General features: G+C 65.2%; 15 protein-coding genes and 1 pseudogene. 14 read left to right on the forward strand and 2 right to left on the reverse strand.

Annotation, left to right across the window (positions count from 1 at the left end; genetic code table 11):
• The first annotated feature begins 1 nt into the window (after position 1).
• From ACPP3B_RS05710 to ACPP3B_RS05735, 6 genes are read left to right on the forward strand one after another with little or no spacing between them, the layout of a single operon-like run.
• On the forward strand, positions 2–244 hold the full coding sequence (locus tag ACPP3B_RS05710) for a phenol hydroxylase subunit (RefSeq protein WP_424859994.1): 243 nt from the start codon (positions 2–4) through the stop codon (positions 242–244).
• Between the two features lie 3 nt (positions 245–247).
• Positions 248–1,240 (forward strand): aromatic/alkene monooxygenase hydroxylase subunit beta, encoded by a 993-nt coding sequence (locus ACPP3B_RS05715; protein WP_424859995.1) that lies wholly within the window; start codon positions 248–250, stop codon positions 1,238–1,240.
• A gap of 19 nt (positions 1,241–1,259) precedes the next feature.
• The gene (locus ACPP3B_RS05720; protein WP_424859996.1) at positions 1,260–1,529 is read left to right on the forward strand and encodes an MmoB/DmpM family protein; all 270 of its coding nucleotides are present in this window, start codon (positions 1,260–1,262) and stop codon (positions 1,527–1,529) included.
• 26 nt (positions 1,530–1,555) lie between these two features.
• Entirely contained in the window at positions 1,556–3,100 is a 1,545-nt protein-coding gene (locus ACPP3B_RS05725) for an aromatic/alkene/methane monooxygenase hydroxylase/oxygenase subunit alpha (protein WP_424859997.1), read from the forward strand.
• A 27-nt stretch (positions 3,101–3,127) separates the two neighbouring features.
• A complete protein-coding gene (locus ACPP3B_RS05730; protein WP_144325930.1) occupies positions 3,128–3,484 on the forward strand; it encodes a phenol hydroxylase subunit P4 in 357 nt (118 codons plus the stop codon).
• Positions 3,485–3,534: 50 nt separating this feature from the next.
• Positions 3,535–4,602, forward strand: a complete 1,068-nt coding sequence (locus ACPP3B_RS05735) for an NADH:ubiquinone reductase (Na(+)-transporting) subunit F (RefSeq protein WP_424859998.1) — start codon at positions 3,535–3,537, stop codon at positions 4,600–4,602.
• On the opposite strand, the gene ACPP3B_RS05740 is transcribed toward ACPP3B_RS05735, so the two are convergent.
• Positions 4,585–5,532 (reverse strand): LysR family transcriptional regulator, encoded by a 948-nt coding sequence (locus ACPP3B_RS05740; protein WP_424859999.1) that lies wholly within the window; start codon positions 5,530–5,532, stop codon positions 4,585–4,587. The genes ACPP3B_RS05735 and ACPP3B_RS05740 overlap by 18 nt on opposite strands.
• A 75-nt stretch (positions 5,533–5,607) precedes the next feature.
• Between ACPP3B_RS05740 and ACPP3B_RS05745 the strand changes: the two genes are divergently transcribed.
• From ACPP3B_RS05745 to ACPP3B_RS05760, 4 genes are read left to right on the forward strand one after another with little or no spacing between them, the layout of a single operon-like run.
• Positions 5,608–5,973 (forward strand): 2Fe-2S iron-sulfur cluster-binding protein, encoded by a 366-nt coding sequence (locus tag ACPP3B_RS05745; RefSeq protein WP_424860000.1) that lies wholly within the window; start codon positions 5,608–5,610, stop codon positions 5,971–5,973.
• A gap of 12 nt (positions 5,974–5,985) precedes the next feature.
• Positions 5,986–6,930 carry a catechol 2,3-dioxygenase gene (locus ACPP3B_RS05750; protein WP_424860001.1) on the forward strand — a complete coding sequence of 315 codons (945 nt, stop codon included), beginning with the start codon at positions 5,986–5,988 and terminating at the stop codon, positions 6,928–6,930.
• 32 nt (positions 6,931–6,962) lie between these two features.
• Positions 6,963–7,865 (forward strand): SphA family protein, encoded by a 903-nt coding sequence (locus tag ACPP3B_RS05755; protein WP_424860002.1) that lies wholly within the window; start codon positions 6,963–6,965, stop codon positions 7,863–7,865.
• A complete protein-coding gene (locus tag ACPP3B_RS05760) occupies positions 7,865–8,323 on the forward strand; it encodes a GlcG/HbpS family heme-binding protein (RefSeq protein WP_424860003.1) in 459 nt (152 codons plus the stop codon). Before ACPP3B_RS05755 ends, ACPP3B_RS05760 begins: the two co-directional genes overlap by 1 nt.
• A 4-nt stretch (positions 8,324–8,327) precedes the next feature.
• Here ACPP3B_RS05760 and ACPP3B_RS05765 read toward each other — a convergent pair.
• Positions 8,328–9,253 (reverse strand): annotated as a pseudogene (locus ACPP3B_RS05765) (LysR family transcriptional regulator).
• A 181-nt stretch (positions 9,254–9,434) separates the two neighbouring features.
• Between ACPP3B_RS05765 and ACPP3B_RS05770 the strand changes: the two are divergent.
• From ACPP3B_RS05770 to ACPP3B_RS05785, 4 genes are all read left to right on the forward strand, one after another.
• On the forward strand, positions 9,435–10,895 hold the full coding sequence (locus ACPP3B_RS05770; protein ID WP_424860152.1) for a 2-hydroxymuconic semialdehyde dehydrogenase: 1,461 nt from the start codon (positions 9,435–9,437) through the stop codon (positions 10,893–10,895).
• An 82-nt stretch (positions 10,896–10,977) separates the two neighbouring features.
• On the forward strand, positions 10,978–11,868 hold the full coding sequence (locus ACPP3B_RS05775; RefSeq protein WP_424860004.1) for an alpha/beta fold hydrolase: 891 nt from the start codon (positions 10,978–10,980) through the stop codon (positions 11,866–11,868).
• The gene (gene dmpE / locus ACPP3B_RS05780) at positions 11,868–12,650 is read left to right on the forward strand and encodes a 2-oxopent-4-enoate hydratase (protein WP_424860005.1); all 783 of its coding nucleotides are present in this window, start codon (positions 11,868–11,870) and stop codon (positions 12,648–12,650) included. Before ACPP3B_RS05775 ends, dmpE begins: the two co-directional genes overlap by 1 nt.
• 12 nt (positions 12,651–12,662) lie before the next feature.
• Positions 12,663–13,457 carry an SDR family NAD(P)-dependent oxidoreductase gene (locus ACPP3B_RS05785; protein ID WP_424860006.1) on the forward strand — a complete coding sequence of 265 codons (795 nt, stop codon included), beginning with the start codon at positions 12,663–12,665 and terminating at the stop codon, positions 13,455–13,457.
• Positions 13,458–13,512 lie beyond the last annotated feature (55 nt).

The following is a 13,512-nucleotide window of genomic DNA, read 5'->3' on the forward strand; positions in this document are numbered from 1 at the left end:
CATGTTGGTTTCATCGCCACCGCCATCACCGCCCGTCGTTTCGGTCGACATTTCTCGGCGCTTCGTGCGCATCACCGGCGAGCGCCGCGGATGCGTCGAGTTCGATTTCGCCATCGGCTGGCCCGAGCTCAGCGTCGAACTGGTGTTGCCGCGTGCCGCCTTCGATGACTTCTGCCGACGCAATGCCGTGACGTTCCTGGACCCCACACCCGACCCCCCCACCCCCGACGAAGAGGAGACCTGAAGGATGACCATCGACCTCAAAACCCGCAACATCGAACCGCTGCGAACCACGTACGCACACGTGGCGCAGTACATCGGTGAAGGCAAGACACCCAGCCGCTACGAGGAGGCCACCATGGGCGCACAGCCCATGGTCAACTTCCATTACCGACCAACGTGGGATCCCGATCACGAACTGTTCGACGCGTCGCGCACACGAGTCGTCATGAGCGACTGGTACAAGCTGCGCGACCCCCGCCAGTTCTACTACGCCAGCTGGACCATGACCCGCGCGCGGCAACAGGATGCCATGGAGTCCAGCTACCAGTTCGTCGAACAGCGCGGGCTGATCGACAAAATGCCCGCTGAGCTGCGGCAGAAGGTTTGTCGCGTGCTGATGCCGTTGCGGCATGTCGCCTGGGGCGCCAACATGAACAACGCCTCGGTATGCGCCTATGGCTACGGCACCGCCTTTACTGCCCCCGCCATGATGCACGCGCTCGACCACCTAGGCGCGGCGCAGTACTTGACGCGCCTAGGTCTGGCGCTCGAGGGACCCGACGCCTTGGACGAGGGCCGACAAGCGTGGCTCGAAGATCCCATCTGGCAGCCACTGCGTCGTTATGTCGAAGACACTTTTGTCGTCCAAGACCCCTTCGAGCTGTTCGTCGCCCAGAACGTGGCGCTCGACGGCTTGCTGTATCCGCTCATCTATGGCGCCTTCGTCGACGACCACGTCGCCATGCAAGGCGGCACCGCCGTCGCCATGCTGACAGCTTTCATGCCCGAATGGTTCGACGAGAGCAGCCGCTGGGTGGACGCGGTGATCAAGACAGCGGTCGCCGAGTCGGATGCCAACCGCGCCGTCATCACGCAGTGGGCACGTGCCTGGGGCACGCGTGCCCAGGCCGCGCTGCAGCCCGTCGCCGCCCTGGCCCTGGGCGACGCCGCCGACGCCGCGCTGACCGATGCGCGTGCCGAACTCGACACCCGCTTGACCAAGGCCGGTTTGGCCTGATACCCACCGGAGACACTCCATGTCCAATGTATTCATCGCATTCCAAGCCAACGAAGAGGCCCGCCCAATCATCGAGGCCATCCTCGCCGACAACCCAGGCGCTCAAGTTGACCATTCGCCCGCGCTCGTCAAGATCGACGTACCAAAGCGACTGACCATTAAGCGTCAGACCATCGAAAACCTGACCGGCCAGCCATTCGATCTCCAACAAATCCACGTCAATCTAGTGACCCTCTCGGGCCATATCGACGAGGATGACGATCAATTCACCCTGAGCTGGAAACACTGAACCTCACCCCGAGCAAGGAGCACGACATGGATACGCGCGTCAACAAGCGGAAACTGGGTCTCAAGGAACGCTATGCCGCCATGACCCGCGGCTTGGGTTGGGAAACCACCTACCAGCCGATGGACAAGGTTTACCCGTACGACAAGTACGAAGGCATCAAGATTCATGATTGGGATCGATGGCAGGACCCATTCCGCCTGACCATGGACGCCTACTGGAAATACCAGGGCGAGAAGGAACGCAAGCTCTACGCCGTCATCGACGCCTTCGCGCAGAACAACGGCTTCCTCGGCATCAGCGACGCGCGCTATGTCAACGCGCTCAAGCTGTTCATCCAGGGCGTCAGCCCGCTGGAGTACTACGCGCACCGCGGCTTTGCGCACGCGGGCCGCGCTTTCCGCGGCGAGGGCGCGCGCGTGGCCTGCCAGATGCAGTCGATCGACGAGCTGCGCCACTACCAGACCGAGACACATGCCATCAGCACCTACAACAAGTACTTCAACGGCATGCACCACGCGAACCACTGGTACGACCGCGTCTGGTACCTGTCGGTGCCCAAGAGCTTTTTCGAGGACGCCTGCACCGCCGGCCCGTTCGAGTTCCTCACCTCGGTGAGCTTTTCGTTCGAGTATGTGCTGACCAACCTGCTGTTCGTGCCGTTCATGAGCGGCGCGGCGCACAACGGCGACATGTCCACCGTCACCTTCGGCTTCTCGGCGCAGTCCGACGAGAGCCGCCACATGACGCTGGGCATCGAGTGCATCAAGTTCATGCTGGAGCAGGACGAGCGCAACGTCCCCATCGTGCAGCGCTGGATCGACAAATGGTTCTGGCGCGGCTACCGGCTGCTGACGCTCGTGGCCATGATGCAGGACTACATGCTGCCCAAACGCGGGCTGAGCTGGAAAGAGGCCTGGGAGATGTACGCCGAGGCCAACGGCGGGGCACTGTTCAAGGACCTGGCGCGCTACGGGATCCGCGAGCCGCGCGGCTGGGCCGACGCCTGCGACGGCAAACACCACATCAGCCACCAAGCCTGGAACACCTTCTACAACTACAACGCCGCCGCGCCATTCCACACCTGGATACCCAGCGACGAGGAGCTCGACTGGTTGAGCCAGAAATATCCGGACAGCTTCGACCGCTACTACCGCCCGCTGTTCGAGCACTACCGCGAGCAGCAGCAGGCCGGCAACCGCTTCTACAACAAGAACCTGCCGATGCTGTGCACGACGTGCCAGGTCCCGATGCTGTTCACCGAGCCGGGCGACCCGACGCGCATCTGCTACCGCGAATCGCAATATGAGGGTGATACCTATCACTTCTGCAGCGACCACTGCAAGGGCATCTTCGACCACGAGCCCGAGAAGTACGTGCAGAGCTGGCTGCCGGTGCACCAGATCTACCAGGGCCACTGCTTCAAGCCGGGGGTGGACCCGACCGCGCCGGGCTTCGACCCGCTGGCAGCGGTGCTGGACTACTACGAGCTGCAGTTCGGCCGCGACAACCTGGACTTCGAGGGTTCGGAGGACCAGCGCAACTTCGCCCGCTGGCGCGCCGGCGCGGCCTGAGCCCCCACACGACGAGGAGACCCCGACATGAGCGTTGCCGCCGTCAAGGAATACCGATTTCCCGCGCAGGACACGGTGGACAAGTTCCCCGCCCCGCTGCTGTACATCGGCTGGGAGGACCACCTGATGTTCTGTGCGCCGTTTTGCCTGCCGCTGCCGCCGACGATGCCGTTCGGCGCCCTGATCAGCGACGTGCTGCCCGGCCTGTACGGCTACCACCCGGACTTCGCGCGCATCGACTGGACACAAGCGCAATGGTTCAAGTCCGGCCAGCCGTGGACGCCGGATCCAGCCAAGTCGCTGGCCGACAACGGCCTCAAGCACAAGGACGCGATCCGTTTCCGCACGCCGGGCCTTACCGGCATCAAGGGCTCGCACCACTGAAACCGGCCGTGCGCGGTCCCGCGCCGCGCTCGGCCTCCCGACATGATGGCATGACGCACCAACTAACCATCGAGCCTCTGGGCGCGGCGCTGGACGTCGCACCCGGGCAAACGCTGCTGGACGCTGCCCTGCGCCACGGCATCTACCTGCCGCACGCCTGCGGTCACGGCCTGTGCGGCACCTGCAAGGTGCAGGTGCTGGCCGGCGAGGTCGACCACGGCCCGGCCAATCCGTTCGCCCTGATGGACGTCGAGCGCGAGGAAGGCAAGACGCTGGCGTGCTGCGCCACGGCCCTGTCCGACGTCGTCATCGAAGCCGACGTCGACGAGGACCCGGACGCCGAAGTGATCCCACTGCGCGACGTCACGGCCACCGTGGCGCGCGCCGAGATGCTGACCCCCACCATCCGCGGCCTGTGGCTGCGGATGGACGAACCGTTGCCATTCCAGGCCGGCCAGTATGTGCAAGTGCATGTGCCGGGGGTGGAGGGCACGCGCGCCTTCTCGATCGCCAACAGCCCGCAGGAGGTACAGGCCACCGGCCTGCTCGAGCTCAACGTGCGCCGCGTGCCGGGCGGCGCCGCCACCACGTGGCTGCACGAGCGGCTGGCGCCGGGCGACCGGCTGCGCCTGAGCGGCCCCAACGGGCGCTTCTTCGTGCGCCGCTCGGCCGGCAAGCCGCTGATCTTCCTGGCCGGCGGCTCGGGCCTGTCCAGCCCGCGCTCGATGATCCTGGACCTGCTGGCCACCGGCTGGGGTCAGCCGATCACGCTGGTCTACGGCCAGCGCACGCGCGACGAGCTGTACTACCACGAGGAGTTCGTCGCGCTGGCCCGGCGCCACTCTCACTTCCATTACGTGCCGTGCCTGTCGCACGAGCCCGACGGCAGCGGCTGGGACGGCGCACGCGGCTTCGTGCATGAGGTGGCCAAGGCCCACTTCGGCGGGCAGTTCGCCGGCCACCAGGCCTACCTGTGCGGCCCGCCGCCGATGATCGAAGCCTGCCTGGCCACGCTGATACAGGGCCGCCTGTTCGAGCGCGACATCTTCACCGAGCGATTTCTGACCGCAGCGGACGCGGCCAACGCCACGCGCAGTCCGCTATTTCATCGCCTGTGAGTCGATTTCGGAGCCACCGTGCGAGCGCACCGACGCCAAGAAAGCGGCCAAAACGGGGGACGGGTCGTCTCGCCGCCAAAGACAGCACAGTTCCAGCGTACCCAACGCGCGGCTGTGCAGCGGGCGAAAGATTACCCCGGGCAAACGCAGGTTGGTGGCCGAGCGCGTGGTGATCGCAGCACCAAACCCCGCCGCCACCAACGCCACCGCAGTCATGACGTCCTCGACCTCTTGCTCGACGTGCAGCCGCACCCCTTCTACTTGAAATGCCGCGCGCACTTCGTGCGCCAGCCCGTGCAGCGGCAGATTGGGGTAAAGGATCATCGGCACGCCGTCGAGCGCGCTCAGAGAGATGGGCTCTTCGTCGGTGGTATGTCGAACGAGCGGGTGTTGCTGGGGCAGCGCGACCACCAGCGGTTCGCGCAACAAGGTTTCGATGGCGATGTCGGGTTCCGGCGGCACCAGCCGGTTGAAGCCCACCGCGATGCGCCGCTCGCGCAGCGCCTGCAGTTGCTCGGCCTTGGTCAAGTTGTGCAGCACGATGCGCACGTGCGGCCGCTGGCTGTGAAAACGTGCCAGCAATCGAGGAATGACGTCCAGCACACCCGACCCAAACAGCCCCACGTCCAGTCGGCCGGTCATCCCTTGCCCTGCCAAACGCGTTCGCTCGGCGGTCTGCTCGCCCAGCGCGAGGAGATGGCGTGCCCCATCGGCCAGCACGCGACCCGCCTCGGTCAGCTGCATCCCCTTGGGCGTGCGCACGAACAATGCGACACCCAGTTCGTCTTCCAGGGCCTGGATGTGGCGCGACAACGGGGGCTGCGCCATGTGCAAGCGCTCGGCCGCTCGGCCGACATGGCCTTCTTCTGCCACCGTCAAAAACAAACGAAGCCGGCGTCCGTCCTGCAATGCTCGCGCCCATCTTTCCATACCTCAATGGTATCGGATCGGACCGACATGGTATTGGACGGTATCGGATGTCCCACCTAGACTGCTTCGACGATCATGTTCCAGACCCCCAAACCCACCGTTCGTGTCGAGGTCATCGACACCGGCGAGCAGTATCCGTGCGCACTCGACGAGAGCCTGCTGCGAGGCATGTTGCGCTTAGGCCGAAGGGGCATCCCCGTCGGCTGCGTCAACGGGGGGTGCGGCGTCTGCAAAGTCCGCATCCTCAGTGGCGAGGTCCGGCGTCTGGGACCGATCAGCCGCGCCCACGTGTCACAGGAAGACGAGGCCCTTGGGTGCACGTTGGCGTGCCGGGTCGCGCCCACCACGGAAGTGGTGTTGGCCGTCGAAGGCCGCATGAGCAAACCTTTCCGCGCCGGGGCCCTGGCCACCGGATTTTCTTCCCCCCAACCCAACCCTTGATAGGAGACAACCATGGGCATTTTGCGCATCGGACACGCCAGCTTGCGTGTCATGGACATGGCCGCCGCCGTGCAGCACTACGAAAAAGTGGTCGGCATGAAAAAGACGATGGAGGACAAGCACGGCAACGTGTACCTCAAATGCTGGGACGAGTGGGACAAATACTCGCTCATCCTTACGCCGTCCGACCAAGCCGGCATGAACCACGTCGCGTACAAAGTAGAAAAAGACAGCGACCTGGACGAGCTTCAGCGCAAGATCGAAGCCTACGGCATCGCCACCGAAATGCTGCCCGAAGGGACGCTACCCTCCACGGGACGCATGCTCAAGTTCAACCTGCCCAGCGGCCATGAAATGCGTCTGTATGCGTTCAAAGAATACGTGGGCACCGACGTCGGCACGACCAACCCCGACCCCTGGCCTGACGACATCCATGGCGCCGGCGCCCACTGGCTCGACCACTGCCTGCTGATGTGTGAACTCAACCCAGAGACGGGCGTCAACAAAGTCGCTGAAAACACGAAATTCGCGACCGAGGTGCTGGACTTCTTCCTGACCGAGCAAGTCGTGGTGGGGCCGGGGGGCGCCATCCAAGCCGCCACCTGGCTTGCACGCACCACGACCCCGCACGACATCGCGTTCGTCGGCGGTCCGCGCAACGGTTTGCATCACATCTCGTTCTTCCTCGACAGCTGGCACGACATCCTCAAGGCGGCTGACGTGATGGCCAAAAACAAGGTCAAGATCGACGTGGCACCCACCCGCCACGGCATCACGCGCGGCGAGACCATCTACTTCTTCGACCCCAGCGGCAACCGCAACGAGACCTTCGCCGGCTTGGGCTATCTGGCGCAGCGCGACCGGCCGGTCACGACCTGGACCGAAGACAAGCTCTGGAGCGGCATCTTCTACCACACGGGTGAGGCGGTGCCGTCGTTCACGGACGTCTACACCTGATTCCGCCCAGAAGCACGAAGGAGGACCCTCTCATGCAGACTCTCATGCAGAAACACATCGGTATTGCGGCCGTTGCCCTGGCGGGTGCCCTCGTTGGCACGTCGGCGCAGGCCGAAGGCCACTATGTGCCCGGCGTTGAAGGCCTGCAGGCGGCGAGCGTGCCCCCGCCTGGCACCTATTACGTGGCCTACCTCATCAACTACAACATCGACGACTTCCGCGCCCCTGGCACCAGTGACAACCTGCCCGGCCACAACCGTGGCACCGTCACGGCGCTGGCCAACCGCTTGGTGTGGATCTCCGAGCACAAGGTGCTGGGTGCCGACTACGGCGTGGAGGCCATCGTGCCGCTGATGCGCGCCTCGCTCACCATCAACGCGGCGGGCATTTCCGATACCCGCTCGGGCGTGGGCGACGTGTACCTGGGGCCGCTGGTGCTCGGCTGGCACGGCCCGCAATGGGACGCCGTGGCGGCCGCTGGCGTGTGGCTCGACAACGCCAGCACCAGCCACCCGGCCTCTGCGGGCAAGGGCTTTAAGAGCACCATGCTCACTGGCGGGCTGACCTACTACTTCGACACGGCCAAGACCTGGTCGGGTTCGGGGCTGGTGCGTTTCGAGCGCAATGGCAAGAACGACGCAGGCCTGCGCCCCGGCAACCAGGTCAGCCTTGAGTGGGGGCTGGGCAAGTCCTTCGGCGGCTGGCAGGCCGGGCTGGTGGGCTACAGCCAGTGGCAGACCTCTAAAGACAGCGGGCCGGGGGCCAGCAACCAGAAGTCGTCTCGCCACGCGATGGGCGCCGAGGTGGTGTACCCCGTTCCGGGCGCGGGCATGTTCCTGAAGGGCGCGCTCTACAAAGAAGTGAGCGCCGAGGCGGGCACCAACCCGCAGCCCAAGGGCACGCTGCTGCGCTTTACGCTGGTGAAGGCCTTCTGATGGCGCAGCACATGCCGCACCCGGCCTCGGTGCCCCAGCGCGTCATTGACGCGCCGGCCGCCCTACGCGCCATCGAGGCCGCGGTGCGGCATGCCACGGCGCTGGGCGTGCGCGTCAATGTGGCGGTGGTGGATGCGGCGGGCTTGCCCGTGGCGTTCGCCCGCATGGCTGGCGCGCCGCTGCACTCGGTGGACATTGCCAGCGACAAGGCCTACACCGCCGCCAGCTTCGGCCTGCCCACCAGCGCTTGGACGCAGGAGCTGGCATCGCACTCCGAGGCCGTGCGCCAGGGCTTGGTGCTGCGGCCGCGCTTCGTGGCCTTCGGCGGCGGGTTGCCGATCGTGGAGCAGGGCGTGCGAATTGGCGGCATTGGTGTGTCCGGCGGCAGCGAGGCGCAGGACGAGGCCATTGCCCAGGCGGGCCTGGCAGTTCTGGGCCTGGCCGTCGCAGCGGCCTGAGCGCCTACCCATGCCGAGCGACCCAAGCATGCACCGCCGTGGGACATCGCCCTCGCGCACCGGTGCGCTCGGCCGCGAAGGCGCGCACCATGTCCAGAAAAGCGGCGAGCACGGGCGATGGGTCGTCGCTGCGGTACAAGTAGCTGGGCTCGATGTGGTACAGGTGCCGCGAGCGCAAGGGTCGGTAGGTGACGCCGGGCAGGCGCAGACTGGTAGCCGAGCGGGTGGTAATGCAACAGCCAAACCCGCCGGCCACCAGCACCACGCAGGTCAGGACGTCTTCCACCGACTGCGCCACGTTCAGTCGCAGGCCCTCGCGGTGAAAGGTGCGGCCCACTTTCTGGGCCAGCCCGTGCAAGGGCACGTTGGGGTAGAGGATCATGGGCTCGTCGTCCAGCTCATGCGGCGCCACTTCGGTGCGCTCGCACAGGCGGTGGGTTTCCGGCAGGCCCACCACCAGCGGCTCTTGCAGCACCGGCAGCACGGCAAGACCAGGCTCCGGGGGAACTCGGCGGTTGAAGCCAATGGTGATGCGCCGCTCGCGCAGCGCCTGCAGCTGCTCGCTCTTGGTCTGGTTGTGCTGACCGATGCGAACCTCTGGCCGCGCCCGGTGAAACATGGCCAGTAGCCGCGGGATCACGTCGAGCATGCCCGAGCCGAAGGTGTCCACATCGAGCTGGCCGCTCAGGCCTCGGCCGGCGCGCAGCGTGCGTTCACGCGCACGCTCGGTCAGCGACAGGATGTTGGGCACCTCGTCCAGCAGCGCCTGCCCCGCGGCGGGGAGCTCTACGCCCTTGGGCGTGTAGGAACAGCGTGGTGCCCAGCGCTTCCTCAATGCCTCGGATCTGGCGCGTCAGCGGCGGCTGTGCCATGTGCGGGCGCTGCGCGGCCGAAGTTCAGCTCTTCGGCGAGCGCCAGAAAGTACTTCATCTCCCTCAGGTCCGTGGGAGTCCCTTAGCCGACCAATACCTTGGAGGTATTGATCCTAAAAAATTTGGTATTGGATGGTATGAAGCATCCGGTTCTATCATGGTCCCCGAACGTCGCAAGGTGGCAGGGCGCTAATGGGAGAACGGCCCCGCTCGCATCCGTGAAAGAGAAAGAAACCAACATGCTTGCCTCAAAGATCCTCAACTTCATCAACGGAGAATTTGTCGCTACCGACAAATGGTTCGACAACCGAACGCCAACCACCAACGCCGTGATCGGCCAGGTGGCAGAGGCCGGCAAGGCCGAGGTTGATGCCGCGGTGGCAGCCGCGCGCGCGGCGCTCAATGGCCCATGGGGCAGCATGCCGCTGGCCCGGCGCGTGGAGCTGTTGGAAGCCCTGGCGGCCGAGATCACGCGCCGCTTCGACGAGTTTCTAGAGGCCGAGTGCGCCGACACCGGCAAGCCCATGAGCTTGGCCTCGCAGATCGACATCCCGCGCGGTGCGGCCAACTTCAAGGTGTTCGCCGACGTCGTCAAGAACGTGCCTACCGAGTTCTTCGAGATGGCCACGCCCGATGGGCGAGGCGCAATCAACTACGGCTATCGGACCCCGGTTGGGGTGGTGGGCGTGATCTGTCCGTGGAACCTGCCGCTGCTGCTCATGACCTGGAAGGTCGGCCCGGCGCTGGCCTGTGGCAACACCGTGGTGGTCAAGCCGTCCGAGGAAACCCCGCGCACCGCCACCCTGCTGGGCGAGGTGATGAACCAAGTGGGCATCCCGAAGGGGGTCTACAACGTGGTGCACGGCTTCGGCCCCGGCTCGGCCGGTGAGTTCGTCACGACGCATCCAGGGATCAACGCGATTACGTTCACTGGCGAGACACGGACGGGCGAAGCGATCATGAAAGCCGCGGCCAAAGGGGCGCGCCCGGTCAGCCTGGAGATGGGCGGAAAGAATGCCGCGATCGTTTTCGCGGACTGCGATTTCGACGCCGCCATCGAGGGCACGATGCGCTCGGTGTTCGCGAACTGTGGCCAAGTCTGCCTCGGTACCGAGCGGGTCTATGTCGAGCGCCCCATTTTCGAGCGCTTCGTCGAGGCGCTCAAGCGCGGCGCCGAGGGGCTCAAGCTCGGTCGCCCCGAAGACCCGACCACCAACATGGGGCCCCTGATCAGCGCCGAACACCAGGCCAAGGTGCTGTCGTACTACCGGTTGGCGGTTGAGGAGGGGGCGACGATCGTTACCGGCGGTGGCGTGCCCGAGATGCCGGCAGACCTCGCCGGTGGCTCGTGGATCCAACCCACGATCTGGACCGGGTTGCCCGAGACGGCCCGCGTCGTGAAGGAAGAGATCTTCGGCCCCTGTTGCCATATCACACCCTTCGACTCGGAAGAAGAGGTGCTCGCCAAGGCAAACGACAACGACTACGGGCTGGCGTGCGCGATCTGGACCCGTGACGTCAGCCGCGCGCACCGCGTCGCCCAACGCATGGAGGTGGGGCTGAGCTGGGTCAACAGCTGGTTCCTGCGCGACCTGCGCACACCGTTCGGTGGCGCCAAACAGTCTGGCATCGGGCGCGAGGGGGGCGTGCACTCGCTGGAGTTCTACACCGAACTCAAAAACGTCTGCATCAAGCTTTGAACGCAGAATCGATACCTTTCAGGTATCCACGTAGACCCAATCAGTATTGGATGGGTATGACGGAAATCTCTAGGATGCCCCCATGAGTTCTGCACCTGTGAATCCCGAGATCGGCCTCAACATCGTTGCGGCGGGGATCTCGACCAACTACCACGAGGTGGGCCATGGCGACCCCGTGCTGCTCATCCACGGCTCCGGTCCGGGCGTCAGCGCGTGGGCGAACTGGCGCCTGACCATGCCGCGGCTGGCCACACGCTTTCGAGTGATTGCGCCGGACATGGTCGGCTTCGGGTTTACCGAACGCCCCACCGGTGTGCGCTACGACCTCGACACCTGGGTCGGCCACGCGCTGGGGCTGCTGGATGCGCTTCGAATCGACCGCGCCCACATCGTTGGCAACTCATTTGGCGGCGCATTGGCCTTGGCACTGGCAATCCGGCACCCCCAACGCGTGCGGCGGCTGGTGCTGATGGGCGCGGCCGGCGTGCCGTTCACGCTCACGCCGGGGCTCGATGCCGTGTGGGGTTATCAGCCCTCGGTCGAGGCGATGCGCCGTCTGCTCGACATTTTTGCCTACGACCGGCGGCTGGTGAACGACGAACTCGCCGAATTGCGTTACCGGGCCAGCATCCGTCCGGGAGTACAAGAGGCCTTTGCCGCGATGTTCCCCGCCCCCCGCCAACGCTGGGTGGACGCTTTGGCTAGTCCCGAGGAGGCGATCCGTGCCCTGCCCCACGAGACCTTGATCGTGCATGGGCGGGAAGACCGGGTCATCCCACTGTCCAACGCACTGACACTGGCGCGCTGGATTCACCGCAGTCAACTGCACGTCTTCGGCCGCTGCGGCCATTGGACCCAGATCGAGCACGCCGAGCGCTTCGCCACGCTCGTGGGTGACTTCTTGGCTGAAGCCAGCGCCGATGAGCCGCGCCCGCTCGACCCCCATGAACCTCGTATGGAACCACTACTGTGATGCAAGCCACCACGATCCAAACCCTGGGCGACGAGCTCTACGACGCCCTGCTCGGCTGCCGTACGGTCGAGCCGCTCACCAGCCGCTACCCCGACATCACCATCGAGGACGCCTACGCGATCCAGCAACGGTTGACGCAACGGCGTCTGGCCGCGGGACAGCGCATCGTCGGTAAAAAGATCGGAGTTACCAGCCAAGCAGTGATGAATATGCTGGGGGTCGATCAACCCGATTTCGGCATACTGACCGACACCATGGTCTATGACGAGGGCCAGGCCATTCCGGCCAGCGCGCTGATCCAGCCCAAGGCCGAAGGCGAGATTGCCTTTTTGCTCAAACGTGATCTGCAAGGCCCCGGGGTGACTGCGGCCGAGGTCCTGGCCTCTACCGAAGCGGTGATGGCCTGCTTCGAGATCGTCGACAGCCGCATTCGTGACTGGAAGATCCGTATCCAGGACACGGTTGCCGATAACGCGTCCTGCGGCGTCTTCGTCCTGGGCGATCGCCTGGTCGACCCGCGCGCGGTCGATCTGACGACCTGCGGCATGGTGCTCGAGAAAAACGGCGAAATCGTCGTCACAGGTGCCGGCGCGGCGACGATGGGCTCGCCGCTGACCGCCGTGGCATGGTTGGCCAACACCCTGGGCCGCATGGGCGTCCCACTCAAGGCCGGCGAGGTCATTCTCTCTGGGGCGCTCGGGGCGATGGTTCCGGTCACCCGGGGCGACAACCTTCGCGTCACCATCGGCGGTATCGGTAGCTGTTCGGTCCGCTTTGTTTAAGAGGCGTACGCAGTGGACCTCAAACTCCAAAACCGCACCGCCCTGGTGACGGGGTCGTCCGCGGGCATCGGCTGGGCGATCGCCCGCGAACTTGCCGCCGAAGGATGCCAGGTCATCCTCAACGGCCGCAGTGTCACCGGCACCGAAGCCGCAGCCGACCGTATCCGCAGCGAGCTGCCCGAGGCGCGCCTGATGGCCGTCGCCGCCGATCTGGGCACAGCGCAAGGGTGCGAGCAGATCCTCTCCCGGATACCAGCCGTCGACATCCTAGTCAACAATCTGGGAATTTTCGATCCGCGACCGTTCGAGGCCATCGACGACGCGGAGTGGCTGCGGTTTTTCGAGATCAACGTCATGAGTGGCGTGCGCCTCAGCCGTGCCCTGCTGCCGACGATGAAGGCGCGTGGATGGGGGCGAATCATCTTCATTTCGAGCGAATCGGGGATCTGCCCGCCAGCCGAGATGGTTCATTACGGCATGACCAAATCGGCGCAACTCTCGATCGCGCGCGGGCTGGCCGAGACCTGCGCCGGCACGGGCATCACCGTCAACTCTGTACTGCCCGGTCCGACCAAAACCGAAGGGGTGACCGAATTTTTTGCCAAGCTGGCCAAGGAGTCTGGACAGAGTTGGGAGGAGGCCGTGCAAGCCTTTTTCCAGACCGCCCGTCCAACCTCGTTGCTCAAGCGCCTGATTGAGCCCCGTGAGGTCGCAACACTGGTCGCCTACCTGTGCAGCCCACTGAGTGCCGCCACCAATGGGGCAGCCTTGCGCGTCGATGGTGGCGTGGTTCGTTCGTTGCTCTGACGGATCTTGCCGCGATGACTTCGTCGTACACCCACCAAACGCCGGCCCAAAGCGG

The sequence above is a fragment of the Tepidimonas sp. HKU77 genome (genome assembly GCF_049728535.1).
Classification (GTDB): Bacteria; Pseudomonadota; Gammaproteobacteria; order Burkholderiales; family Burkholderiaceae_C; genus Tepidimonas.